The sequence below is a fragment of the Thalassospira sp. TSL5-1 genome (assembly GCF_001907695.1).
Classification (GTDB): domain Bacteria; phylum Pseudomonadota; class Alphaproteobacteria; order Rhodospirillales; family Thalassospiraceae; genus Thalassospira.
The window spans coordinates 241,373-266,025 of the sequence record NZ_KV880639.1 but is presented as its reverse complement, the minus strand read 5'-3'; the positions used below and the strand labels follow the sequence as shown (position 1 = coordinate 266,025).

At 55.2% G+C, this 24,653-nt stretch carries 20 protein-coding genes and 1 tRNA gene; 14 read left to right on the top strand and 7 right to left on the bottom strand.

The annotated features are described in order from the left end of the window. Positions 1-16: 16 nt before the first annotated feature. On the bottom strand, positions 17-790 hold the full coding sequence (locus LF95_RS18090; protein WP_073956574.1) for a DeoR/GlpR family DNA-binding transcription regulator: 774 nt from the start codon (positions 788-790) through the stop codon (positions 17-19). A 212-nt stretch (positions 791-1,002) separates the two neighbouring features. Between LF95_RS18090 and LF95_RS18085 the strand changes: the two genes are divergently transcribed. From LF95_RS18085 to LF95_RS18060, 6 genes are read left to right on the top strand one after another with little or no spacing between them, the layout of a single operon-like run. Further along, positions 1,003-1,983 carry an ABC transporter substrate-binding protein gene (locus tag LF95_RS18085; RefSeq protein WP_073956573.1) on the top strand — a complete coding sequence of 327 codons (981 nt, stop codon included), beginning with the start codon at positions 1,003-1,005 and terminating at the stop codon, positions 1,981-1,983. After that, positions 1,983-3,710, top strand: a complete 1,728-nt coding sequence (locus tag LF95_RS18080) for an ABC transporter permease (RefSeq protein ID WP_073956572.1) — start codon at positions 1,983-1,985, stop codon at positions 3,708-3,710. The genes LF95_RS18085 and LF95_RS18080 overlap by 1 nt, the downstream gene beginning before the upstream one ends. Then, the gene (locus LF95_RS18075) at positions 3,698-4,777 is read left to right on the top strand and encodes an ABC transporter ATP-binding protein (RefSeq protein ID WP_073956571.1); all 1,080 of its coding nucleotides are present in this window, start codon (positions 3,698-3,700) and stop codon (positions 4,775-4,777) included. The genes LF95_RS18080 and LF95_RS18075 overlap by 13 nt, the downstream gene beginning before the upstream one ends. Next, a complete protein-coding gene (locus LF95_RS18070; RefSeq protein WP_174561009.1) occupies positions 4,777-5,865 on the top strand; it encodes an MBL fold metallo-hydrolase in 1,089 nt (362 codons plus the stop codon). The genes LF95_RS18075 and LF95_RS18070 overlap by 1 nt, the downstream gene beginning before the upstream one ends. Positions 5,866-5,875: 10 nt before the next feature. Continuing rightward, entirely contained in the window at positions 5,876-6,481 is a 606-nt protein-coding gene (locus tag LF95_RS18065) for a histidine phosphatase family protein (RefSeq protein ID WP_073956570.1), read from the top strand. Then, on the top strand, positions 6,478-6,969 hold the full coding sequence (locus LF95_RS18060; RefSeq protein ID WP_252509826.1) for a phosphatase domain-containing protein: 492 nt from the start codon (positions 6,478-6,480) through the stop codon (positions 6,967-6,969). The genes LF95_RS18065 and LF95_RS18060 overlap by 4 nt, the downstream gene beginning before the upstream one ends. 95 nt (positions 6,970-7,064) lie before the next feature. On the opposite strand, the gene LF95_RS18055 is transcribed toward LF95_RS18060, so the two are convergent. Together LF95_RS18055 and LF95_RS18050 are read right to left on the bottom strand one after the other, a co-directional pair. Then, the gene (locus tag LF95_RS18055; RefSeq protein WP_073956569.1) at positions 7,065-7,517 is read right to left on the bottom strand and encodes a thermonuclease family protein; all 453 of its coding nucleotides are present in this window, start codon (positions 7,515-7,517) and stop codon (positions 7,065-7,067) included. 36 nt (positions 7,518-7,553) lie between these two features. Further along, positions 7,554-8,108 (bottom strand): AAA family ATPase, encoded by a 555-nt coding sequence (locus LF95_RS18050; protein WP_073956568.1) that lies wholly within the window; start codon positions 8,106-8,108, stop codon positions 7,554-7,556. A 147-nt stretch (positions 8,109-8,255) separates the two neighbouring features. Here LF95_RS18050 and LF95_RS18045 point away from each other — a divergent pair, with 147 nt between their 5' ends. Then, positions 8,256-8,702 carry a GNAT family N-acetyltransferase gene (locus LF95_RS18045; RefSeq protein WP_073956567.1) on the top strand — a complete coding sequence of 149 codons (447 nt, stop codon included), beginning with the start codon at positions 8,256-8,258 and terminating at the stop codon, positions 8,700-8,702. Between the two features lie 42 nt (positions 8,703-8,744). Here the strand turns inward: LF95_RS18045 and LF95_RS18040 are convergent, their stop codons facing one another. Both LF95_RS18040 and LF95_RS18035 read right to left on the bottom strand, forming a co-directional pair. Continuing rightward, positions 8,745-9,299, bottom strand: a complete 555-nt coding sequence (locus tag LF95_RS18040; protein WP_073956566.1) for an AAA family ATPase — start codon at positions 9,297-9,299, stop codon at positions 8,745-8,747. A gap of 300 nt (positions 9,300-9,599) precedes the next feature. Then, on the bottom strand, positions 9,600-10,604 hold the full coding sequence (locus LF95_RS18035) for a LysR family transcriptional regulator (protein ID WP_083607806.1): 1,005 nt from the start codon (positions 10,602-10,604) through the stop codon (positions 9,600-9,602). Positions 10,605-10,844: 240 nt separating this feature from the next. Here LF95_RS18035 and chvE point away from each other — a divergent pair, with 240 nt between their 5' ends. From chvE to araD, 4 genes are all read left to right on the top strand, one after another. After that, positions 10,845-11,936, top strand: coding sequence for a multiple monosaccharide ABC transporter substrate-binding protein (gene chvE / locus LF95_RS18030; RefSeq protein WP_073956565.1), 1,092 nt, complete (start codon positions 10,845-10,847; stop codon positions 11,934-11,936). A gap of 170 nt (positions 11,937-12,106) precedes the next feature. After that, positions 12,107-13,627, top strand: coding sequence for a multiple monosaccharide ABC transporter ATP-binding protein (gene mmsA / locus LF95_RS18025; protein ID WP_073956698.1), 1,521 nt, complete (start codon positions 12,107-12,109; stop codon positions 13,625-13,627). Positions 13,628-13,637: 10 nt separating this feature from the next. Further along, positions 13,638-14,822: a multiple monosaccharide ABC transporter permease gene (mmsB, locus tag LF95_RS18020; RefSeq protein ID WP_073956564.1), complete on the top strand. Its 1,185-nt coding sequence runs from the start codon at positions 13,638-13,640 to the stop codon at positions 14,820-14,822. A gap of 177 nt (positions 14,823-14,999) precedes the next feature. Next, entirely contained in the window at positions 15,000-16,745 is a 1,746-nt protein-coding gene (gene araD / locus LF95_RS18015) for an L-arabinonate dehydratase (RefSeq protein WP_073956563.1), read from the top strand. A 175-nt stretch (positions 16,746-16,920) separates the two neighbouring features. On the opposite strand, the gene LF95_RS18010 is transcribed toward araD, so the two are convergent. Next, a tRNA-Val gene (locus LF95_RS18010) sits at positions 16,921-16,997 on the bottom strand. Positions 16,998-17,087: 90 nt separating this feature from the next. Next, positions 17,088-17,759, bottom strand: a complete 672-nt coding sequence (locus LF95_RS18005) for an HAD-IA family hydrolase (protein ID WP_073956562.1) — start codon at positions 17,757-17,759, stop codon at positions 17,088-17,090. Between the two features lie 245 nt (positions 17,760-18,004). On the opposite strand from LF95_RS18005, the gene glmU reads away from it, so the two are divergent. The 3 genes from glmU to LF95_RS17990 all read left to right on the top strand — a co-directional run bounded on the left by glmU (position 18,005) and on the right by LF95_RS17990 (position 24,611). Continuing rightward, positions 18,005-19,351 carry a bifunctional UDP-N-acetylglucosamine diphosphorylase/glucosamine-1-phosphate N-acetyltransferase GlmU gene (gene glmU / locus LF95_RS18000; RefSeq protein ID WP_073956561.1) on the top strand — a complete coding sequence of 449 codons (1,347 nt, stop codon included), beginning with the start codon at positions 18,005-18,007 and terminating at the stop codon, positions 19,349-19,351. 97 nt (positions 19,352-19,448) lie between these two features. Further along, positions 19,449-21,272 (top strand): glutamine--fructose-6-phosphate transaminase (isomerizing), encoded by a 1,824-nt coding sequence (gene glmS, locus LF95_RS17995; protein WP_073956560.1) that lies wholly within the window; start codon positions 19,449-19,451, stop codon positions 21,270-21,272. Positions 21,273-21,539: 267 nt separating this feature from the next. Continuing rightward, the gene (locus tag LF95_RS17990) at positions 21,540-24,611 is read left to right on the top strand and encodes a hypothetical protein (RefSeq protein WP_073956559.1); all 3,072 of its coding nucleotides are present in this window, start codon (positions 21,540-21,542) and stop codon (positions 24,609-24,611) included. The last annotated feature ends 42 nt before the right edge of the window (positions 24,612-24,653 follow it).

Genomic DNA, 24,653 nt, shown 5'->3' with positions numbered 1-24,653 from the left:
GTAAATCGCTTTGGTGTTACGGTGCAACAATCACGCGGGTGCGGGTTTGAACCAGTCTTTGCTGCAGGGCATCCGATGGGGATGAGTTGAGGATGACGGTTTGAAAATCGCTGGCATGCCCGTCCCGGCAGAGGGCGTTGCGGCCGATTTTGCGTTCGTCGACCAGTAAAACAGCATGATCGCAACATTGCGTGAGCGCCCGGCGGGCACGGACTTCATCCATGTTGAAGTCCATTAAATCGCCTTCTGGCGTCATGCCCCCCACACTGACAATGCCAAAATCGGCATGATAACAGCCAAAAAAATCGGCACTGTCCGCGCCGATCACATCCAGGTCGCGGGTGCGAACCGTACCGCCCGATAACCGCAGGGTAACGCCCGGCGCGTTTTGCAGTGTCATCACAACATGAATGTTATTGGTCAGCACCGTTAGGTTACGATGTTGGGACAGGCTTTGTGCGGCAAGCTCGGCTGTTGTGCCCGTGCCAATGGCAAGGGTGCATCCTTCGGGGATCAGGTTTGTCAGCTTTGTTGCCAGGGCCAGTTTACCGCTGCGATTCCAAACCTCGCGATTTTCATAACTTGTATTGTCCGGTACCGGGGCGGGGCCGGCTTTGCCATGACGGCGAAAAATCCGCCCCTGTTCCTGCAGGTCGCGCAGGTCGGTGCGGATGGTTTGAACTGAAACGTCAAAGCGTCGTGCCAGTTCCTCGACAGCCATGAAGCCACAGCTTTTGACCAGGGCGACAATGCGGTCGCGGCGATTTTCAATGGGCACGGGACGGGGCATCGGCAAGCCTTTTTAATTTCGTACGAAAGTTGTGTTTCGCTTTAAGGTAATTATAGCGATGTGAAAAACCCGCTGAGAAGCCCGAAAACACGGCTGAAACATTTAATTCTTAGCTTTGTCACACAACTGTTATGAAAATATCGGTAGCGTCCCCCTCACGTTGTTTTCGTACGAAACCTTTTTGCGTTTCACCGTTTCAGGGGATTTTTAGAATGCGTAAAGTGCTTCTTGCTGCCGTGGCATCCGCCACAATGATGATGCCGGTTTTGGGGCAGGCTGCCGAAAAGCTGGTTTTATATACCAGCCAGCCCAACCAGGATGCGCAAACCACCGTTGATGCCTTTAAGGCCGCTTACCCGGATGTGGAAGTGGACTGGGTGCGTGATGGCACCACCAAACTGATGGCAAAACTGGGGGCCGAAATTGCTGCGGGCGACCCGCGGCCGGATGTGTTGCTGATCGCTGATACCGTGACCCTGGAAGGCATGAAACAGCAGGGGCAGCTTCAGGCTTATAAATCGTCCGAAGCCAAGGCCTATGACCCGGCCCTGTATGATGCCGATGGCTACTATTATTCCACCAAGCTGATCACGACCGGCATTGTTTATAACACTGGCGTTTCCAAAAAACCGACCGCGTGGAAGGATCTTGCCGATCCGGCCCTGAAAAACCAGATCGCGATGCCAAGCCCGCTTTATTCTGGGGCGGCGCTGATTACCCTTTCGACGATGGTGGAAAGCCCGGATCTGGGCTGGGATTATTATCAGGCCCTGGCCGATAACAAGGCCCGTGCCCAGGGCGGGAATGGCGGCACGTTCAAGGCTGTTGCCTCGGGCGAGAAACCCTATGGCATGGTCGTTGACTTCCTGGCATTGCGCGGCAAGGCCGAAGGATCTCCGGTGGATTTTGTCTTCCCCAGCGAAGGTGTCACCTATGTGACCGAACCGGTCGCCATTATGAAAACGGCCAAGAATGTTGATGCCGCACACAAATTTGTCGATTTCGTGCTGTCGGAAAAGGGCCAGAAGCTGGTTCAGGAAATGGGGTATATCCCGGCGCGTAACGATATGGACCCGCCCGCAGGCTTCCCGGCCCGCAAGGACATCAAACTGATGACGTTTGATCCGGCTGTTGCCCTTAAAAATGCCGATGCGAACAAGAAGAAGTTCGCCGAGATGTTTGGGGCTGAATAATGCAGGCTGTCGGACGCAGGCTGGCTGCATCTGGCAGACATTTGGGAGGCAACCGGTTTTCGGACCGGTTGCTGCCTTTATTGTTCGTGCCGGTTCTTTTTATTTCGGTTCTGCCTATGCTGCGCCTGGCCGCAGAAGGCCTGTTTGTGCAGGGCATGCCCAGCCTGGACTATTTGCGCGATGTCGCAGAAAGCAGCCAGACATGGCAGGCAACGGCACACAGCCTTTATACTGCGGCTTTGGGGACCGTTATTTCGGTGCTGATTGGTGGGGCATTTGCCTTTCTGGTAGCGCTGACGGATATCAGGGCGAAGGCGGCACTGGTTTTTTGCTTTATGATCCCGATGATGATCCCGCCGCAAATTACGGCCTTGGCGTGGGTGCAGCTTACCGGGCCCAGCAGTGCGCTTTTGAATGCCATTGGCATGGCCCCGGCGTTGGGCTCCCCCCAGCCGCTCTATTCGGCAGAGGGAATTGCCCTGCTTTTGGGCATTCAGCATGCCTCGATCGTGTTTTTGACCCTGCGGGCCAATTTGCGCCTGTTGCCGCGTGAACAGGTAGAGGCCGCACGGCTTGCCGGTGCGCGCGGCGGGCGTTTGTGGTGGCAGGTGATTTTACCCTTAACCAGCCCGGGCCTGATTGCAGGCACGGCAATGGCTTTTGTGACGGCATTGGGGAATTTTGGTATTCAGGCGATGCTGGGTATTCCTGGCAATTACATTACCCTGCCAACCCTGATTTATCGCAAATTATCCAGCTTTGGCCCCGCCGCCTTGGGCGAGGTTTCTGTGTTGGCGATACTGATTGGCGTTATTGCCGTTATTGGTGTGTTGTTGCACCATCATTTGTTGAGCAAGCGCGATTATCGCCTGATGGGCGTTGTGGGCCGGCCGCTTGATATTCGGCTTGGGGCGCGCCGTGTTGTGATCGAGGTGCTGTTATGGGCCGTGCTGGGTGCCATTTTGGTGGTGCCTTTAATGGCCCTGGTGGCAACCTCGCTGGTCCCGGCCTTTGGTGTTCGGTTGGGCCTTGATAATTTCAGTTTTGATGCCTTTTACCAGGTTCTGTTTGTGCAGCCTGCCACCATCCGGGCGTTTCATAACAGCCTGTTATTGTCGGTCGGCGCGGCGATTGTGCTGGTCGGCATATGCTTGCCGCTGGCCTATGTGATTGTGCGTCGGCCCACACGATTGACCAAAATGGTCAATTTGCTGGTCGAAATTCCCTATGCCTTGCCCGGCGTGGTGCTGGCGATTGCCTGTATCTTGCTGTTCATTCGCATTCCGGTGCTCGACATTAGTTTGTATGGCACGCTGGCGATTATCTTTGTTGCCTATCTGGCGCGGTTTTTGATCATTGCGCTGCGCCCTGTGATGAACAGTTTCATGCAGCTTGACCCGGCATTGGAAGAGGCCGCCCAGGCTTGTGGGGCGGGGCTGGGCCGCCGGTTGCGCGATATTTTGCTGCCTTTGGCGGCACCTGCCGCGGCGGCCGGGGCGTTGCTGGTGTTTTTAACCGCGTTTAACGAACTGACCGTTTCGGCCCTTTTGTGGTCGGCGGGCAATGAAACGCTGGGTGTTCTGATTTTCAACCTTGATGACAGTGGCGATAGCGTCCTGGCATCGGCGGTGGCCGTGCTGGTGGTGGGGGTTGTTGTGGCCCTGATGACCGGTTTTCAACTGGCCTCGCGTCATCTGCCCAAGGGAGTGATACCGTGGCAGTCATAAATTTGCGCAACATTACCAAGCAGTTTGGTGATTATCGGGCGGTTAATAATGTCTCGCTTGATATAGCCGATGGCGAATTTGTTGCTCTGCTGGGGCCGTCAGGCTGTGGCAAAACAACCCTGTTGCGCCTGTTGGCCGGGTTTGAACAGCCCGATGAGGGCACCATTTCGCTCGCCGGGCAGGTGGTGGCCGATGGGGCATCGCGCCAGATGGTCGCACCGGAAGACCGCAATCTGGGCATTGTGTTTCAGTCTTATGCCCTGTGGCCGCATATGTCGGTCGCGCGCAATGTGGGCTATCCGTTGGAGGTGCGTAAAATGTCGCGCGCGGAACGGGACCGGCGCATTCGCGAGGCGTTGTCGATTGTATCGTTGGAAAATTATGCCGACCGCTCGCCTTCGGAGCTAAGCGGCGGGCAACGCCAGCGTGTTGCTCTTGCACGCTGTCTGGTGATGGAACCGCGTGCGGTGTTGCTTGATGAACCCTTGGCAAACCTGGATGTGCATTTGCGTGAGACCATGCAGGAGGCCTTCCTGGATTTTCACCGTCGTACCGGCGCAACCATGATTTATGTCACCCATGACCAGGCCGAAGCGATGGCGATGGCGGACCGGATTGCGGTGATGGATGGTGGACACATTCGCCAGATGGCCGCGCCCGAAACCCTGTATCGCGAGCCCAGTGACCAGATGGTGGCTGGTTTTGTCGGTGCCGGGGCGGTGCTGCCGGTGGGCGATATTACCCTGCAGGACAATGGCCGCTGTGCGGTGCGGTTGGGGGATGCGGATATTCCGGCGCGTATTTGCGTCAATATTGCCAGCCAAGCCCGCGAGAACGATACGCTGGGCCTGTGTTTGCGCCCCGAAGACATCCGGGTGGATGGTCAGGGCACACTGGCCGGTAAAGTCGAGGATTGTGTGTATTTGGGCGGGCGGTTCCGACTGGCGGTTCGCCTTGCAAACGGCCATGCCCTGCCGGTTTACAATGATTATCGTGCGCGTATTGGCGACAATATTTCCCTGTCCGTACGCGATGGATGGGTCTTTTCGCGCCAGGAGGCAGCATAATGGCGGCAGGTATTCGTATTTTATCCGGCCTGGGGGAGAAGGCCCCGGCCTGTATCCGGCTGGATTTTTTAAACCGGCGCTGGTTGCTTGATTGTGGCGATGGCCTGGAAAATGAACCGGGGTTTGATCCTGCCTGGCTGACCAAAGTTAACGCCGTTTTCATAAGCCACGACCATATCGATCATATTGGTGCGGCCCGCTATGCGATCGAGGCGGGGTTGCCGATTTATTGCACGGCCATCACGGCCAAGTCGCTGCCATCCGGGGCGGATGTGAACATTTTGCCTGCCTTTGGTGAAATACAGGTCGATGGTGTGACGGTTACCACCGGGCGCACCGGCCATGCCTTTGGCGGGGTATGGTTGCATTTTGATCTGGCGGGTGGGGTGCTTTATACGGGCGATATTTGCACGGAATCTGATTATTTTTTATATGATCAGGCCCCCGATGCCGCGACGGTTTTGTGCGATGCCTCTTACGGGATGTATAATGTCTCGCAGCGCGACCGGATTGAAAGCCTGCTGGCAGCGGTTGGTGGCTATGACGGGCAAATTCTGTTTCCTGTGCCGCCCAGTGGCCGCGCGGCCGAAATGGCCCTGCTGTTTGAACGGGCCGGTTTCACCGACTGGACAATGGACATGCGGTGTTTTGGCCGGGTGCAGCAGGTGCTGGCACCGGGCGGGCGCGATTTTGTGCATGATGATGCCATTGCCGATTTGCGCCGCCTGAGCGCAAAAGCCCGCGAATTTAACCCCAATGCCCGGCTGTTATTGTGCCATTCGCCCTGCGGAACCAAGGGGGCGGCGGGCGAGATTAGCCGTAAATGGCAATCGGAGGGCCGTTTGGGGCGGGATGCAAAAATCATTTATACCGGCCATATGTCCGAAACGGCCCGTCGTTTTGTCAGCGAGGGGAAGGGCGCCTTTCACCGCTGGAATGTGCATCCGCGCCTAAGCGATGTGGTGGAAGTGGCACAGTCCTGCCATGCGTTGCAGATTGTGCCGTTATTTTGCACCCAACCCGAGGAATTCGGCCTTGTGGAAGGGTTTGAAGGCCGGTTACAGCTATCGGACCGGTTTTATCTTTAAGGCGTGACGTATGATTTTTCCCTATTGGCATTATGATATGCCTGCTGTGCCGTTTGTTTTTATGCGGCATGGCGAAACGGAAGCCAACCGAACCGGCGTTATTGCCGGTTCCACCGAAGTTCCCCTGAATACGACAGGCGAAAAACAGGCACGGGCCGCGGCCCCCTTGCTGGCGGAATGGCCGTGGCGGGCGGTTTTTGCCAGCCCGCAACAGCGGGCCCGCCATACCGCCGAACTGGCGATGCCCGGCCTGGTGCCAACCCTGCTGCCCGGTTTGCGTGAACGGCATTGGGGTGACCTGGAAGGGCGTCCTGTCACGGAAATTTGCCCGCGTTTTGATACACCACCTGCGGGCGAGCCGTTTAACGATATGTGCAAACGGGTGTGCAATGCGCTGAATATCGCGCTGGCGGACCATGATGCCAAACAGGGGCATACCTTGATTGTGGCCCATTCCGGCGTGATGCGGTGCATTTTGCATTTAACCGGCTTTGATGCCGATGGCCCGCGCATTTTGAATGCAACGCCCTTTCTCTTTACCCCCGTTGATGGTCGCTGGGAATACAAACAGCTTGGCGCACGGGCAGATGATAACCCGCAGGAAAATGCACGATGACACAAAGCCTTATGGATAAACCGGGATCAGAAACAGCCCCCCGTCCGGCGGTGGTGTTTGATGTGGATGGCACCTTGGCCGAATTTGATGCCGATGTGCTGGGGCATTTGGTGCATGGCCCGGTCAAACACTGGGATGCCTTTTTTGATGCGATGGACCACACCGCACCGGTCGCTGATATTGAACGCCTGCTGCGCATTTTGCATGGGACGGGGCAGGCGATTGTCATTTGTACGGGGCGGCCCGAAGGCTGGCGGGCGCGCACCGAAGCCTGGCTGACGGCGCATGAAATTCCGTTTGATGGTGTTTATTTACGCCCGGTGGATGCCGATCATCGCAGTGACGAGGATGTCAAAGAAGATTTGTTACATCAAATCCGGGCGGATGGTTTTGCCCCCTGGCTGGTGGTGGATGATCGCCAGTCGGTGGTGGATAAATGGCGGGACCTGGGCCTGACCTGCCTGCAATGTGCACCGGGCAATTTCTGATATCCCGTTTTTGTCAGCATGCAATTGAAAACCCGGCGGTGCCTTTGGTGCCGCCGGGTTTTGTTTGATTTGACTTTATTTTGTTTTGGTTTGCGTTAACCGCACCACGGTGCCCGTTTGGTTTTGCCGTCATAGGGGCGGGCAAGACCGGCACTGATTAGTTCCTGGTCCAGTGCACGGCCATCAATACGGACCGATGCCACAACGCGCCCGCCATAACGACCCCATTCGGGTTCGCAAAACTCCACCTTTTTTGCCTGTTTCAGGCTTTGGCGGGCATAATCGCGGGCCTTGCTGGCAAGTTGCTTTTCACTGGTACATTTGCCACGAATTTCGGGGGTGTCCACCCCGCGCACCCGAACCGACATTTGGGCAATTTCGCCGGGCAGGCCGGGGATCAGGACGTAAATGGTATCGCCATCATAGGCATATTCACCGCCCCGCTGGCGTAACGGCCAGTCATAGCAGGCGGCGTGGGCCCTGGCAGGCAGAATACTACCAAGGCCAAGGGCTGCCGCAATGATCGTGCGGCAGATCGGTTTCTTCATGGTTTGCTCGTTTGCTCGGTTTTTGTTTTTGCTTGGTCACAGCTTTAGCCGTGCCAGTATTTGTGCGGCCCGTTGTTCAACCGGGCCTTTGCGTATTTCGATGGGTTCATAGCCACATTCAAGATAGGTGCGGTATAAAATCACATATGTCTTGACGGCCTCGGCGAAGGTTTTTGTTCGCGCATTATCAGTTTTGTAGATTTCGGCCCAGGGCGGCAGGATAAAAACTGTCCTTCGGTAACGATAGGTTTCAATCGCCTGCTTTAAGGCTGTGTCTTCGTCCAGCTTGGATAACCGCCGATGGGTCAGGGTATCGGGCAGGCCCCGGTCAAAAAACACCGGTAACGGGTCCTGGCTCATGCCTTCCTGCCAGGCACGGATGCACCCCCGGATCATAAGCCTGCAATAGGCTTCGTTATCCTGCCAGGGCAGGGCCGTGCCGCCGCGTTCCTGCTGGGTTTCAATAACGTTTCGGGCAACCTCCGGGCTGGTTTCATAGCCGCGTTCATTCAAATAATTGATCAGTGTGGTTTTGCCTGCACCGGGGCCACCGGTGATGACAACAAGGTTCGTTGGATAAGGCACTTGCATTGATATTCGTATTCCCTGCTCAAGGCGGCACCATATGGCGGCGCTTTGCGGCAAGCTGATGGCGTGAATAAAGATTTTTATCGAGAAGAGGTACCCATTGCGATAAAGAGAGGCCGGGCATTAATGGGAAGGATAAGGACTGTCAATATGCTGATTTCAGGAACCGGTCCTCAAGACTATAACGAGCTGATTTCATTATGGGAAAGGTCGGTACGCGCCACGCATGCCTTTCTGGTTGAAAAGGACATTCTGCGTTTGCGTGATGTGATCCTTGATCAGTATTTTGATGCCGTTGAGCTGTTCTGTGCCCGGGATGAAAACGGGGTCATCACCGGCTTTATCGGCATCGCCAAACAGCGCATCGAAATGTTGTTTGTGACCCCAAATATGATGGGGCAGGGCATTGGCCGTGCATTGGTCGCCGATGCCATAACAACGCACGGGATCACCGATGTTGATGTGAACGAACAAAACCCTGATGCGGTTGGTTTTTATCAACGCATGGGCTTTGTTGTTTTTGGCCGTTCGGAAACAGATGGCGAGGGCAATCCGTTTCCGATTTTGCATATGCGACTGGCAAGTGCATCAGATTGATCCGCTATCATGCGCGGGCTGTCAGCTTTTGTGTTTAAGCGGTCATCGCGATAGCAGTGTTAATATTTGTTCCGCCCGCTGTTCAACCGGGCCTTTGGCTATTTCGACCGGGGTGTAGCCGCAGTCAAGATAGGTTTGATGCAAAACGTCATAGGTTTTAATGGCCTCGGCAAGGCTTTGTTTTCTGGCGGTATCGGTTTGGTAAATTTCCGGCCAGGGTGGCAAAATGAAAACGGTTTGTCGGTACCGACAGGTTTTAATGACCTGATTTAAGGTGCTGTCTTCGGGCAGTTGGTATAGCCGTCGATGGGCCAGCGCATCAGGCAGGCCCCGGTCGAAAAATACCGTCACGGGTGCCAGGGCCATACCAACCTGCCAGGCACGCATGGAACCTTCAGTCATAAGCCTGCAATAGGCTTCGTTATCCTGCCAGGGCAGGGCAGTGCCACCTTGTTTTTGCTGGGTTTCAATAACGTTTCGGGCAATCTCGGGGCTGGTTTCATAACCAAGCGTGTTCAAATAATTGATCAGAGTGGTTTTACCGGCACCGGGGCCACCGGTTAGAACCACAAGGTTTTCCGGGTAAGATAACGGCATTGGGATTTCCTGCTTAAACGGGTCCCTGTGGCACGGTTTTTCGGCATGCAGCTTTCAGGCCCGATAAAGCCGGGCCACCATCAGGGAATGTTTTGTAAAATGGAGGGTTCGCGGCAGGATGCAGAACGTGATGTATCGTCTGAACATATCTGTCGCGTATGCGCCAAACCTGTTGCGCGCATTGCTTTTGCAAATGGGGGAGAGAGTATAAGTATATCGTTTTGGATCGCTGCCGACAAGCCCGGACGAAGTTAAAAGTGTCGCGATGGGGGCTGCCGGACGATGAAACGGCAGGGCTGGTTAATGGTCGGTTGTGACACGGGCCTGTTTGTTACCTTCGATGCGGGCCAGGATATGGTCCGATATCATTTGCGCCGAGGGCGAAAGGCGATGCCCCGCAGCCGTGAGCAGACTGTAGGGTTTGATTTCGATGGCTTCTGTCAGCGGCATTTCGGTAATGGCACCGCCGCGCGCCAGAAGGGATGTTACCTCTTCGGCCATTGGGGCGATGGCATCGCTTTCCATGATGGCAGCCAATGTGACCAGCAGCGACGCCGTATTCAGCCCCGAATGCGGCAGCGGCAGGTTTTGGGCGATAAAAATATCCTCGATGGTGCGGCGCATCAGGTTGCCTGGTGGGGGCAATATCCATTCATATCGGGCAAGCTGTGCCAAGGATACAGGATTATGGGCCAAAAGGGGGTGCCCCTTGCGGACAAGCAGACGGATTTTTTCGCTACGAATTTGCCAGATATTGAAAAGGCGCGGATCAATATCTTGGGGCACACGCCCGATGACAAAGTCATACTCCCCGGCCAGCAGGCTTTTGATCAGGATGTGTGATGGGCCGATGGCAACCTGGGCCTCGAACCGGGCATTGCGCGATTGAATATCGCGCACTACGGGCACCACCAAATCAACAGCAGCGGCCGTTACTGCACCAATAAAAACAGTGCCGCCACCATTTTTAATATCCTCGATTTCGCGTTCGGCCTCGCGCATTTCAATGAGCATTGTGCGGGCACGCTGGGCCAGGGCCCGGCCAGCATTGGTCATTTCTACACCGCGCGCACCGCGTTCGCACAGGCGGGTCCCCAGCATATCCTCCATTTCCGATAACAATCGTGATGCGGCGGGTTGCGATGTTTTCAGCATGGCGGCGGCAAGGCTGATTTGCCCGGTTTCTTCCATCGCTACAATCATGCGCAAATGGCTGATTTTAAGGCCGCGTTTAAACAGGTTGCCCGTCCCCGACAAAAGGGTTTGGGCTGGCGTCATCTCGGGCGGGTTGGGGCTGTTTGTCATACGGGATGGCTCCGAGATGCTAGTGTGTTTGCTGCTGAATTTATAGTATATCATTTTTGATATGCAATGTTCAGTTTTCATTATTTGAATGTTATGACAAAGCGACCGAATATTGCGCGGCCGGTGCCATAAAAAATGGTGCTTGCGAGGAAGAATAATGCGACGCGGTTGAAACGGCATAAGGGACCCTTGCCTAAAGGGAGGTGCCTCGCGTTGCCGCGTAATTAGGGAGAAAATATAATGAAACGTCTGAGTGCCGTTTTGGCCGGCCTTGCCTTTGGTGCAGCCGCAACTTTTGCCCCTGCCATGCCGGGTGGTTTTGGCATGTCTGCCGCTTTTGCTGCCGATAAGGGCTTTGTCGGAATTGCCATGCCGACCAAATCATCCGCCCGCTGGATTTCGGATGGCGATTCGATGGTCAAGCAGTTTGAAGAAGCCGGTTATAAAACCGACCTTCAATATGCCGAAGACGATATTCCCAATCAGCTTTCCCAGATTGAAAACATGATTGTGAAGGGCGTTGATGTTCTGGTGATTGCCGCGATTGACGGTTCCACCCTGTCAAACGCGCTGGCAAATGCCAAGGCTGCCGGGATCAAGGTTTTTGCCTATGACCGCCTGATCCGCGATAGTGGCGATGTCGATTATTATTCCACGTTTGATAACTTCAAGGTTGGCGTCTTGCAGGCGAACTCGCTTCTGGACGGTCTCGCATCGCGTGGCGACGGCCCCTATAATGTTGAACTATTTGGCGGTTCGCCCGACGATAACAATGCCTATTTCTTCTATAATGGCGCGATGTCGGTTCTTCAGCCGATGATTGATAACGGCACCATCGTGATCAAATCGGGTCAGATGGGCATGGACAAGGTAGGAACCCTGCGCTGGGACGGTGCTGTTGCCCAGGCCCGTATGGATAACCTGCTTTCGGCCTATTACACCGATGCCAAGGTGGATGGTGTTCTTTCCCCATATGACGGGCTGTCGATTGGTATTCTGTCCTCTCTCAAGGGCGTTGGTTACGGCTCTGGTGATATGAAAATGCCGATTGTGACGGGGCAGGATGCCGAATTGCCGTCGGTTAAATCCATTCTTGCCGGTGAACAATATTCCACCGTGTTCAAGGATACCCGCGAACTGGCCCGTGTTACCGTCAGCATGGTCAATGACGTGCTGGCTGGCAAGGAGCCGACCGTGAATGACACCAAAACCTATGACAATGGTGTCAAGGTTGTGCCGTCCTACCTGCTAGAGCCGGTCCTGGTTGACAAAAGCAACTGGGAAGGCGTGCTGGTTGGTTCGGGTTACTACACGATGGACGAAATCAAGTAACAGTGCCTCGAGCATGATGTTGGAAGCGGGCGGTGATGATACGCCGCCCGTTTTTTGTCAACGAACCCAGGGCTGCCCGATAAAGCAGGCGGCAACAGGCGCGCAAAAACAAGATTGCGGGTCGCGTTTTGAAAAGGGAGCCGGCATAGCCCGGCATGCGGGAGGACCGGATGGATACCATCCTGGAGATGCGCAATATCACAAAAACCTTCCCCGGTGTGAAGGCGCTTGATGATGTGAACCTGAAGGTGCGACGGGGCGAAATCCATGCCCTGTGTGGTGAAAATGGTGCGGGAAAATCGACCTTGATGAAGGTTCTAAGCGGGGTTTATCCGCATGGGACTTATGAAGGCGATATTCTGTTTGATGATCAAATTCAGTCTTTTCGTGATATTCGCGACAGCGAGGATCGCGGCATTATCATCATTCACCAGGAACTTGCCCTGGTGCCGCTGTTGTCGATTGCGGAAAATATCTTTCTGGGTAATGAACTGGCGGAAAATGGCGTTATCAACTGGCCGAAGACATTTGCCCGGACAACCGAACTTTTGGCTAAGGTCGGCCTGCGCGAAGCCCCCAATACGCTGGTCACAAATATTGGTGTCGGCAAACAGCAATTGGTGGAAATTGCCAAGGCCCTGTCCAAGGAAGTCAAACTTCTGATTTTGGACGAACCGACATCAAGCTTGCAGGAAAATGACAGTCAAAAGCTGCTCGATCTTTTGATCGAGTTTCGCAATCAGGGCATTACCTCGATCCTGATTTCGCACAAGCTTAATGAAATCAGCCGGGTAGCCGACCGCATTACCGTGATCCGCGATGGCAGGGCGGTTTCAACGCTGGACTGTCACGAAGACGATATCAGCGAGGATGACATCGTTAAGGATATGGTCGGGCGCGATATGGCGCACCGCTATCCGGAACGAACCCCGACTATTGGCAAGACGATTATGGAGGTGCGCCACTGGTCGTGTTACCACCCGCTGCACCCCACCAAGCAACTGATCAAAAACGTCAATATCGATGTGGCGGCCGGGGAGGTTGTGGGCATCGCAGGCCTGATGGGGGCCGGGCGCACCGAACTTGCCATGAGTATTTTTGGCCGTTCCTATGGGTTAAATATCAGTGGCGAGGTTTTGATGCACGGCAAGCCGGTTGATGTGTCAACGGTTGAGCGTGCGATTGATGCCGGGCTGGCCTATGTGACCGAAGACCGCAAGGAAATGGGCCTGATCCTGGATGAGAGTATCACCACCAACATTACGCTCGCCAATTTGGCGGGTGTGTCGGAGCATGGTGTGCTTAACGATGGTGCCGAACGCGGTGTGGCCGAGGAATACCGGCAGAAAATCAATATTCGCACCCCCAATGTTGCGCAAAAGGTGATCAATCTTTCGGGCGGGAACCAGCAAAAGGTGGTTCTGTCCAAATGGCTGTTTGCCGGGCCGGAAGTTTTGATCCTGGACGAGCCGACGCGCGGCATCGATGTCGGGGCGAAATACGAAATTTATTCCATTATCAATCAACTGGCGGTCGACGGCAAAGGGGTCATCATGATCTCGTCGGAGATGCCGGAACTTCTGGGCATGTGCGATCGCATTTATGTGATGAATGAAGGCGAAATCAAGGGGCAGCTGGCTGCAAGCGAAGCCAGCCAGGAAAAGATCATGCGCACGATCCTGAAGGGGTGAGGACGGACCAATGAGTGAGACTTCCAGCAAAAATATCGGTTATTACCTGCGCACACATATGCGTGAATATGGCATGGTGCTGGCCCTGATCGCGATCATGGCCTTCTTTCAGTATCTGACCGATGGCGTCTTGATGAAGCCGGTCAATCTGACCAATCTGTTTTTACAAAACAGCTACGTCATCATCATGGCAGTCGGCATGCTGCTGGTGATTGTCGGCGGCAATATCGACCTGTCCGTGGGCTCGGTTGTGGGCTTTATCGGGGCTTTGGCCGCGGTGATGTCGGTGCAGTGGGACCTGCCGACCATCATTGTCATTCCCGCCTGTTTGATTGTGGGCGGGCTTATTGGCTGTGCCCAGGGCTATTGGGTGGCCTATTGGCGTATTCCGTCCTTTATCGTGACCCTGGCCGGGATGCTGGTTTTTCGCGGTTTGACCCTGACGCTTTTGGGCGGAGCATCCGTTGGGCCGTTTCCGACAAACTTTCAGTTGATGTCATCGGGTTTCGTGCCAGACCTGTTCAGCGGCATGATTGACGGGCGCTTTAACCTGTTTTCAATGGCGATTGGTGTGGCCGTAGCCGTCATTCTGCCGGTGCTGGGTTTGCGCTCGCGCGCCAAACAGGCGCGCTTTGCCGTGGTCGAAGAACCAATGGCGTTTTTTGCCGCCAAACATGCTATTGCGGGCCTTGCTATTTTGTACATCGCCTATCTGCTGTCCACCTATCGCGGTTTGCCCAACGTGCTGATCGTGATGGCGGTTCTGATTGCGATTTTCACCTTTGTCACCAACAGCACCACCATTGGCCGTCGCATTTATGCGATGGGGGGCAATGAAAAGGCCGCCCAGCTTTCGGGCATCAATACCCGCAAGCTGGCCTTTTTGACCTTTGCCAATATGGGCATGCTGGCCGGGCTGGCCGGGCTGGTTTTTGCCGCCCGTTTGAATACGGCAACCCCAAAAGCGGGGATTGCCTTTGAACTTGACGTGATCGCGGCCGTCTTTATTGGTGGCGCGTCCATGTCTGGCGGGGTCGGTAAAATTATCGGCGCTGTCGTTGGTGCCCTGATCATGGGTGTCATGAATAACGGGATGTCGATTGTCGGTGTCGGGATTGACTGGCAGCAGGTGATTAAGGGCCTGGTGTTGCTCGCCGCCGTGATTTTCGATGTTTATAACAAAAACAAGGCCTAAGAAATTGACCAAAATACAAAACGGACCAAAAACCGGGCAAAAACCGATTTTTGCCTGTTATCCCGCAACGCACGGGGCAGGGTTTTTATACCGTTTGACTTCCTTTCCGGGTGCATTGCGTGCCCGGGCCACCGGCAAGGTTATGCCGGTGTTTTCCACTAACTCAGGAGACCGGGCATGAGCACCTTCAAACCCGCAGCCTGGCCGCGTAAATTGCGTTCCCAGGGCTGGTTCGGTGGCACCAGCAAAGATAATATCTATCACCGTAGCTGGATGAAAAATCAGGGGCTACCCGCCGATTTGTTTGATGGCCGACCGGTGATTGGCATTTGCAATACCTGGTCGCAATTAACCCCGTGTAATGCCCATTTGCGCGATTTGGCCGAACGGGTCAAACATGGCATTTACGAAGCAGGTGGTTTGCCACTGGAATTTCCGGTTTTTTCCCCGGGTGAAAGCACGTTGCGCCCCACGGCCATGATGTTCCGCAACCTGTGTGCGATGGATGTGGAAGAGGCCCTGCGCGGCACCCCGCTGGATGGGGTGGTGCTGATGGTGGGCTGTGATAAAACCACACCCGCGCTGCTGATGGGCGCATCAAGCGTGGATATTCCCGCCATCGTCGTGACCGGCGGGCCGATGCTCAATGGTAAATGGCGCGGGCAGGATATTGGCTCGGGCACGTCGTTGTGGCAGCTTTCGGAAGACCGCAAGGCTGGCAAAATCAGCACCGAGGATTTCCTGGAAGCTGAAATGGCGATGTCGCGTTCGCCCGGTTCGTGCAATACGATGGGTACGGCATCGAGCATGGCCAGCATGGCCGAGGCGTTGGGGATGGCCCTGTCGGGCAATGCCGCCATTCCCGCTGTTGATAGCCGCCGCCGTGTGATGGCGCATTTGACCGGCCGCCGTATTGTGCAAATGGTCAAGGATGATCTGAAACCATCTGACGTGATGACCAAGCAGGCCTTTGAAAACGCCATTCGTGTTAATGGGGCGATTGGCGGGTCAACCAATGCGGTGATCCATCTGCTTGCCATTGCCGGGCGTTTGGGTGTGGATCTGACGCTTGATGACTGGGACCGTCTGGGGCGTGATATTCCGACCATCGTGAATTTGCAGCCCTCGGGCAAATATTTGATGGAGGAATTCTTCTATGCCGGTGGCCTGCCGGTCGTGATCAAGGCACTGGCCGAAGCAGGGCATATTCACAAGGATGCCATCACGGTTTCGGGTGATACCATGTGGGACCAGGTGGCCGAGGTGCGCAACTGGAATGACGATGTGATATTGCCGTTTGAAAAGGCATTGACCCAGCATGGCGGCATTGCCGTGGTTAAGGGCAACCTGGCGCCGAATGGTGCGGTGCTTAAGCCCTCAGCGGCGTCTGAACATTTAATGACGCACCGTGGCCGGGCCGTGGTGTTTGAAGATATCGACGATTACAAGGCCAAGATTAACGACGAAAGCCTTGATATCGATGAAAACTGCATCATGGTCCTTAAAAATTGCGGTCCCAAAGGCTATCCCGGCATGGCCGAGGTGGGCAATATGGGCCTGCCGCCCAAGGTGTTGCGCAAGGGCATTACCGACATGGTGCGTATTTCCGATGCCCGCATGAGCGGCACGGCCTATGGCACCGTTGTTTTGCACACATCCCCCGAAGCCGCCGCCGGTGGCCCGCTGGCGATTGTGCAAAATGGCGACATGATCGAACTGGATGTGCCCAACCGGCGTTTGCACCTTGATGTATCCGACGACGAAATCGCTCGCCGCCTGGCTGCGTGGGAAACCATCGTTTCCGTCCCGCAAAGCGGTTATGCCTCGCTTTATTACAGCCATGTTATTGGCGCGGATAAAGGGGCTGACTTTGACTTCCTGCTGGGTGGTCGTGGCAAGGAAATCCCCAAGGATAGCCATTAATCCAGCCCTGTCTGACGACATGGATATAACAAAGCAGGCTGTTCCGTTTGGGGCAGCCTGTTTTACTTTTTGGGCTGTTTGGGTCTGCGGTGGATACGGCAAAATGCTGCGCAGCATTTTGATGCACAATCGCAGGAATTTGGCTTTAACAGTAACAATATCAGGAAGGGGGAAATGGTGGGCGTAACAAGATTCGAACTTGTGACCTCTGCCGTGTGAAGGCAGCGCTCTAACCAACTGAGCTATACGCCCCAAGCGGCAAATCGCCCTTTAATAACCAAGGCTTCACCGATCAGTGGCGCGGGTTATAAGGGGCGTTGCCGGGGGTGTCAAGCGGCCTTTTCAGGCAATTTCTTTCAAGGCATCCGGCAGTTGCGAAAAACGGGTTAAAACCGCGTCTGCACCCAGGCTATGTGCCTTGCTGTCATCGACCTCGAAGGCAACGGCGATGGCGGCGATATTGATGGCACGGGCGGCATTGATGTCGTTGGCATGATCGCCCACCATCACGGCATAATCGCCGCGGGCGGCATCATATCCCATTTTATTCAGGGCAAAGGCCAAATGCCCGCCATCGGGTTTGCGTACATCGGTGGCATCGCCTCCGGCAATCACGCCAAACAGGTCATCAATGCGCAACGTGGACAGGATCTCGCGGCAGGGTTTGGTCGGCTTGTTCGATGCCAGGCCAATTCTCCAGCCTTCCTGATGCAATTGGCGCAGGGTGGTTTCCGCATCCCGGTACAAATATGTATCACGGTAGGCTGTTGCCTCGTAAAGCGATACAAATTTGTTGTATGCTTGGTCCAGTGCATCGCACTCTAGCGATTGATTGCGGGCATGAAAGGCGCGCTTCGTTAACATGCGTGCGCCGTCGCCCAGCATCGGTTCCAGTTCGGCGCGCATCAGGCCCTTAAGGCCGTGCTGTGCCAAAAGCTGGTTCATTGCCATGACCAGATCATCCACGCCGTCGATCAGGGTGCCGTCGAGGTCAAACAGAATGAAACGGGGCATGGGCGGTTCCTTGAAATGTGTCATGATAAAAACACCGAAAGGTGCTGGCCGAATGTAGCAATCCTGACAACAATAACAAGGCGCATTAACAATCTGTAACATCTGCTAACATCAGGTTACAAAACGTGATTCAGGCGGGGCTTTTGCATTGCGTCAAATTGCGTTAGGAGTGCTGCATTGCATTGCCTATATCGATATCGTGCCCCGAGCGGGAATGATTGGCGACCGGAAATAAGGGATTTTAAATGTCTGGATCATTAAGTGTGGTTGTCCTTGCAGCCGGTATGGGAACGCGGATGAAAAGTGCGCATCCCAAGGTGATGCACAAAATTGCCGGAAAACCCATGGTCAACCATGTCATTGATGCTGCATCCGCCCTGAAGGCAGAACAGACATTGGTCGTGGTGGGGCCTGATATGCCTGCCCTTGAAAAGGCCGTGGCCCCGCACCCGACATTTGAACAGACCGACCGCCTGGGTACCGCCCATGCCGTGCTGGCCGCCCGCAATGCGCTGGAAGAGGCGACAGGCGATGTGCTGGTGCTGTATGGCGACAGCCCGCTTTTTACCACGGCAACGCTGGAACGTTTGATTGCCGCCCGGCGCGAGGGTGCGCATGCGGTGGCCGTGCTGGGCTTTACACCGGCAGACCCGACCGGTTATGGCCGCCTGTCAACGGACCCTTATACCGGTGAACTGCTGGCAATTATTGAAGACAAGGAATGCACCGAAGCCGAACGCCGGATTGATTTTTGTAACTCCGGGGTAATGTGCTTTGCCGCCGAGGGCATGGTGGCGTTGCTGGATGCGATTAAAAATAACAATGCCAAGGGTGAATATTATCTGACCGATGCCGTGACGGTGGCACGCGATCAGGGGCGAAGCTGCGTGGCGGTGGACGTGGCCGAGGAAGAGACCCTGGGTGTCAATTCCCGTGCCCAGCTTGCCGTGGCCGAACAGCTTATGCAAAACCGCCTGCGCGAGGCGGCGATGAGCAATGGCGCGACCCTGGTGGACCCGTCATCGGTGTTTTTATGTGCCGATACCAAAATTGGCCGCGATGTGGTGATTGAACCCAATGTGGTGTTTGGCCCCGGTGTGTCGATTGGTGATAATGTAACGATCAAGGCATTTAGCCATCTTGAGGGATGCGACATTGCCGCCGGTGCCGATATTGGCCCCTATGCCCGGTTGCGCCCCGGTGCGGAAATTGGCGAAGGGGCACGCATTGGCAACTTTGTTGAGGTCAAAAAGGCCAGCATCGAAAACGGCGCCAAGGTTAATCATCTGTCCTATATCGGCGATGCGCGTATTGGGGCAAAGGCCAATATCGGCGCTGGCACCATTACGTGTAATTATGACGGTTTCCAGAAATACCACACCGATATTGGTGCGGGGGCGTTTATTGGCTCCAACAGTGCCTTGGTGGCCCCGGTAACGATTGGCGATGGCGCGATTGTCGCAGCGGGCAGCACGCTGGGCGGCGAGGTTGCGGCCGATGCGCTGGTGCTGGTTCGCGCCGAAAAAAACGAAAAACCGGGCTGGGCCGCCAAATTCCGCGAGAAAATGCGCGCCCTGACCGGCAAGGCATAACCGTGCCCGGCGGATCATACGATTATTGAATGAAATAACAGGCGACCGCCAACTTTGAGTGGCGTTGATCGGTATCTTTTAAGGAAAGACACGGCATATGTGCGGCATTATCGGTATTATTGGCAAAGACACCGTTAGCGAACGTATTCTTGATGGGTTAAAGCGCCTCGAATATCGCGGTTATGATTCCGCCGGAATCGCCACATTGGTGAATGGCAAAATTGAACGCCGCCGCGCTGAGGGCAAGCTGGTTAATCTGGCCGACCGTTTGAAGGATAGCCCGCTTGCGGGTGATGTGGGCATTGGTCACACTCGCTGGGCGACCCACGGGGTGCCGACGGAAAACAATGCCCACCCGCATACCGATGGCAAGGTTGCAGTTGTTCATAACGGCATTATCGAAAATTTCCGCGCCCTGAAGGCGGACCTGACTGCCCGAGGCCGTGTTTTTGCCTCGGATACTGATACGGAAGTCGTGGTGCATCTGGTTTCGGATTTTCTTGATCAGGGTAAAACCCCGCGCGAAGCTGTGCAGGAAACGCTGCATCGTATCGAGGGGGCCTTTGCGCTGGTGATTATTATTGCCGGTGAACATGACGTTCTTTTTGGTGCCCGGCGCGGTAGCCCGCTTGCCGTGGGCCTGGGGGATGGTGAAATGTATCTGGGCTCGGATGCGTTGGCGCTTTCACACCTGACCAATCGCCTGATTTACCTTGATGAGGGCGACTGGGTGGAACTGCGGCGTGATGGTGTGCAGGTGCGGGATGAGCATGACAATGACGTGACCCGTGAAACCAAATTGTCGGCCGTTTCCGGTGCCATGACCGGCAAGGGCAATTATAATCATTTCATGCAGAAGGAAATTTTTGAACAGCCTGCCGTGATTGGCGATACGCTGCATTCCTTCATCAACCCGGCAACCCGCAGCATCAAACTGCCTGATATGCCGTTCAATATTGGTGAGGCCTCGCGCCTGACGATTGTCGCCTGTGGCACGTCCTTTTATGCCGGGCTGGTCGCCAAGCACTGGATCGAACGGTATGCCGGGCTGGGTGTTGATGTGGATGTGGCTTCGGAATTTCGTTATCGCTGCCCGCCGATGCCCAAGGGCGGCATTGCCCTGTTTATTTCGCAGTCGGGCGAAACGGCCGATACGCTGGCGGCATTGCGCTATGCCAAATCCCAGGGGCAGAAGATCCTTTCGATCGTCAATGTACCCGAAAGCACCATTGCGCGCGAAAGCGATGTGGTGTTGCAAACCTATGCCGGGCCGGAAATTGGCGTGGCATCGACCAAGGCCTTTACCACCCAGCTTACAGTTCTGGCCTGCCTTGCGGTCACAATTGGCCGTGAAAATGGCACCCTTTCGGGCAGTGAAGAGGCCGGGATTGTCAGTGCGCTGACGGAAATTCCCAAACAGGTTGCCGAAATCCTGCATCATGACGCGGAAATCCGTGAGCTCGCGATCAATATCGCCGATGCACGCGATGTGCTGTATCTTGGCCGTGGGTTGGGGTATCCGATTGCGCTGGAAGGGGCGTTAAAGCTCAAGGAAATTTCCTATATCCATGCCGAGGGTTATGCGGCGGGTGAAATGAAGCATGGCCCGATTGCCCTGATTGACCCGTCGGTGCCGATTATCGTGATTGCGCCATCTGACGAACTGTTTGAAAAAACCGTATCAAACATGCAGGAAGCGGCCGCACGCGGCGGGCGGGTGATTTTCCTGTCCGACGCCAAGGGTCTGGAAACCATTGGCGATATGGCATCTGCCACGGTGGAGATGCCGGTAGTGGCCGATTTTGCCGCCCCCATCCTGTATACCATCCCGGTGCAGATGCTGGCCTACCACGTTGCCGTGCATAAAGGCACGGATGTGGACCAGCCGCGCAATCTGGCGAAATCGGTGACGGTGGAATAGGCACAGGGCCTTGTCGCTGAACTGATCCGATAGGGGGCTTTGCGCATCCTGAAAAATCAACAGGCCGGAATACGATGGTATTCCGGCCTGTTTTGGTTTGGAGAAGGGAGGGGGATTGTGCTTGGTAGATTGTGACAGGGTTTCATTTATAAATTAAATATACCCCACAATCATCAATTCAAGGTTGATAAAAATAAACGAGGCTCCTAAGGTTTTTTATGGAACTGGCGCGTGGGGTGTTGCCGGGGACAAGGAGAGAGAGGGGCCATGAATTATCGGGGAAAGCTGCGGGCTTTGATGCTGGCAGGCTTGGCGAGCTGTGTAACCACAGCTGCCATTGCGCAAACATGCGAAACGGCACTGCGGGACGCGCCGATGGTGCCGATCAATCAGGCATATTGTGCGTCGCTAAAGGAAACGGTGCGTCATCCCGGTGCCTTGCCGTTAAATGAATACGAGGCGGCATTATCGCAGTTTTTTAACAACTGGTGCCATCGTGATACCGAAGCAGGCTGGGTGCGTGATAAATATGTGCGCGATACCGGCCCTTATACCGCCGCCCGCGTTGCCGGGCAAAAAGGCGCGCCGTGGGAAGGAACCTATCACGGCACGCATTCGCCGGTTGTGATTTGGTATTCGCCGGAAATGGTGACATGGTTGGAAAAGAACCGGCCGACCGGCAAGGCGCACCCGGAGCCACAGGCCGCCATTCCCGATGGGGCGATTATGGTGAAGGAAATGTATCCCCAACCGGCGGCAGCCTGCGCCAAATATGACCCGAACTATCTTTTCCCGACCAGCGGTGCCGCCATCATGGTGCGTGATGCGCAAGAGTCAAAGGATGGCTGGTTTTGGGGCTGGTATGGCTGGCCCGGCGAAGGATGGGCACCAGACTGGCCAGCGGGCGAAAGCAATGCTCCGCCCAATATGGGGTTTGGGCAATATTGCGTGAATTGTCACGGATCGTCACATGATATGACCTTTGCCGAAGAACGCAATATGCAGGGCCATCCCGGCCAGTCGGAAGTGTTTTTGTCACAGGACTTTTTTGCTGGTCAGTATATTGGCACGGACGAGGTGCCCAAAATTGGCAGGACGGTTTCGGCCGCTGCTGGGGCGATGGCACAGCTTGAAGCAGATGGTGCGGGCGATAGCATCCATGCCCTTCGCGCCCATATGGAGGCAAAACCCGTTCCGCACGGGCAAAAGCGGACGGAACCCTTGCAGGAATTGCTGGTATTGATGCGCAATGCGGAGCGTTTTGGGGTGGTGCCTGAGCATCGTTTTATTATGCCATCGCAAACCTATGACAATGTCTGGATGCCAGCTTCGGGGCCATCGCCACAAAGTCAGTATCTGACCAGTGACCAATGTACCGGATGCCACGATGCGGGCAGCACGGGCCTGCAATTTGATATGACCATGCCGGACCCGCAAAGTGACAAGCTGCTTAATTTGTCACCCTATGCGACTTGGCGATCCTCGCCGATGGGGCTTGCCGGGCGTGACCCGATCTTTTTTGCCCAAATGGCCAGCGAGACCCAGACCTTTCACCATGATCAGGCCGATCTGGTGCAGACAACCTGTTTGGGCTGCCACGGTATTTTGGGGCAGCGGCAATATCAGATTGACCATGCGAAGGATAATGCTGGCGATTGCGGCGTGTTTGACCGCGATATTGTCAATGCTGTGCCATACCCGCCCGAAAACCCGGGTGCTGGCCACGCATCCTATGGGGCGCTGGCACGCGACGGCATTTCCTGCATGGCTTGCCATCAGATGGTATTGGGCAAGGAAGCGACCGAAAAATATGCTGATGACCCGCAAAACGCCTGCGTGTTGAAACGTCAGGAACTGATCAATGCGGATAATACAGGCTTTGGCAAAACCTTTACCGGCAGTTTTCTGGTGGGTCCGGCAGGCAAGCTGTTTGGTCCGTTTGACAAACCCAAAACCCACCCGATGGACTATACGCTGGGCATCAAACCTGAAAAGGGCGATGCGATCAGCACATCGGAAATGTGTGGGACCTGCCATACGGTGCATTTGCCGGTATTGCATGAAGGCAAAACGATTGCGCACGTTTATGAGCAAACGACCTATGTTGAATGGGCGTTTAGTGCCTATCGTACCGGAAGCACCATTGACGGGCCGCTGCCCGCCGGAGCAGGGGCGGAGCCGGCAACCTGCCAGGATTGCCATATGCCATCGCGCGATGCGGGCGGCACATTCAAAAGCAAGATTGCCAGCATCCAGGAATTTTCAAACTTTCCGGCCGCAGCCAATACCTTTGCGCCCGAGGATATCGACCTTGAACAGCGCGAAGGATTTGCCAAGCATACGCTGGTGGGCTTGAACCTGTTTTTGGTGAAAATGTTCCAGCAATTCCCTGATGTTATGGGTGTGCCAACGGCTGACCCGATGATGAATTCCAAAAAGGCGATTGATCCGCTGGAATTGACGGCACGCGCGATTAACCAGCAGGCGGCAAATGCTACGGTCAGCATCGGCCTTGGGGATGAACCAGTTATTGCCAATGGCAAGCTGCATGCGGCGGTGAGTATTACCAGCCATACCGGGCATAAATTCCCCTCTGGCGTGGGTTTCCGCCGTGCCTTTGTGAATTTCGAGGTGCTCGATGCCAGGGATAAGGTGATTTGGGCCTCGGGCCGGGTCAATAAGGCCGGTGTGCTGGTGGATCAGAATCAGAAGCCGATCACCGGCGAATTGTGGTGGGATGAAACCTGCACCGCACGGATAGAACCGGAAAAGCGTATGCATCAACCCCATTATGAAGTGATCAGCCACCAGGATCAGACGCAGATTTATCAGGAACTGGTCAGCACACCGCCGCGTGACGGGTCACAATTTGCCTGCGGGCATAATGTGCGGCCACAGGGCGAATTGACAACCAGCTTCCTGTCGATCTGTGCCGAGGTAAAAGATAACCGCCTGCCGCCGCCGGGTTATCTTGGCCTGGCAGAACGAACCGCGATTTCCAAGGCATTGGGCGCAGGCGCCGACCTTGCCGAAGATGCAGGCTTTACTGCCGTTGGTGCCGATCCGGACTATTTGGGCCCCACCGAGCAGGGCGGGGATAATTTGCGCTATGAAATCAGCCTGAAAGAGATTGAGGGCACCCCGGCAAAGGTACGGGCACGACTTTATTATCAGGCAACGCCGCCCTTTTACCTGCAGGACCGTTTTTGCACGGCAAAGGGGGATGATACTGATCGCCTTGCCTATTTGGCGCAGTATTTGAACCTTGACGGGACACAGGCCGAAAACTGGGCGCTGAAGCTGGTTGATACCGGGCCGGTTCGCATTTCAATGCCATAGGAACAATGCCCGTTAACGAGCGTTGACGGACCGTGTTTAAAG

Bases quoted from the DNA above. Each gene is read 5' to 3' on its own strand.
- LF95_RS17990 (WP_073956559.1), top strand. From the start codon at position 21,540: ATGAATTATCGGGGAAAGCTGCGGGCTTTGATGCTGGCAGGCTTGGCG.
- mmsB (WP_073956564.1), top strand. From the start codon at position 13,638: ATGAGTGAGACTTCCAGCAAAAATATCGGTTATTACCTGCGCACACAT.
- araD (WP_073956563.1), top strand. From the start codon at position 15,000: ATGAGCACCTTCAAACCCGCAGCCTGGCCGCGTAAATTGCGTTCCCAG.
- LF95_RS18070 (WP_174561009.1), top strand. From the start codon at position 4,777: ATGGCGGCAGGTATTCGTATTTTATCCGGCCTGGGGGAGAAGGCCCCG.
- LF95_RS18080 (WP_073956572.1), top strand. From the start codon at position 1,983: ATGCAGGCTGTCGGACGCAGGCTGGCTGCATCTGGCAGACATTTGGGA.
- glmU (WP_073956561.1), top strand. From the start codon at position 18,005: ATGTCTGGATCATTAAGTGTGGTTGTCCTTGCAGCCGGTATGGGAACG.
- LF95_RS18090 (WP_073956574.1), bottom strand. From the start codon at position 790: ATGCCCCGTCCCGTGCCCATTGAAAATCGCCGCGACCGCATTGTCGCC.
- LF95_RS18065 (WP_073956570.1), top strand. From the start codon at position 5,876: ATGATTTTTCCCTATTGGCATTATGATATGCCTGCTGTGCCGTTTGTT.
- mmsA (WP_073956698.1), top strand. From the start codon at position 12,107: ATGGATACCATCCTGGAGATGCGCAATATCACAAAAACCTTCCCCGGT.
- chvE (WP_073956565.1), top strand. From the start codon at position 10,845: ATGAAACGTCTGAGTGCCGTTTTGGCCGGCCTTGCCTTTGGTGCAGCC.
- glmS (WP_073956560.1), top strand. From the start codon at position 19,449: ATGTGCGGCATTATCGGTATTATTGGCAAAGACACCGTTAGCGAACGT.
- LF95_RS18045 (WP_073956567.1), top strand. From the start codon at position 8,256: ATGCTGATTTCAGGAACCGGTCCTCAAGACTATAACGAGCTGATTTCA.
- LF95_RS18060 (WP_252509826.1), top strand. From the start codon at position 6,478: ATGACACAAAGCCTTATGGATAAACCGGGATCAGAAACAGCCCCCCGT.
- LF95_RS18050 (WP_073956568.1), bottom strand. From the start codon at position 8,108: ATGCAAGTGCCTTATCCAACGAACCTTGTTGTCATCACCGGTGGCCCC.
- LF95_RS18085 (WP_073956573.1), top strand. From the start codon at position 1,003: ATGCGTAAAGTGCTTCTTGCTGCCGTGGCATCCGCCACAATGATGATG.
- LF95_RS18035 (WP_083607806.1), bottom strand. From the start codon at position 10,604: ATGACAAACAGCCCCAACCCGCCCGAGATGACGCCAGCCCAAACCCTT.
- LF95_RS18055 (WP_073956569.1), bottom strand. From the start codon at position 7,517: ATGAAGAAACCGATCTGCCGCACGATCATTGCGGCAGCCCTTGGCCTT.
- LF95_RS18040 (WP_073956566.1), bottom strand. From the start codon at position 9,299: ATGCCGTTATCTTACCCGGAAAACCTTGTGGTTCTAACCGGTGGCCCC.
- LF95_RS18005 (WP_073956562.1), bottom strand. From the start codon at position 17,759: ATGCCCCGTTTCATTCTGTTTGACCTCGACGGCACCCTGATCGACGGC.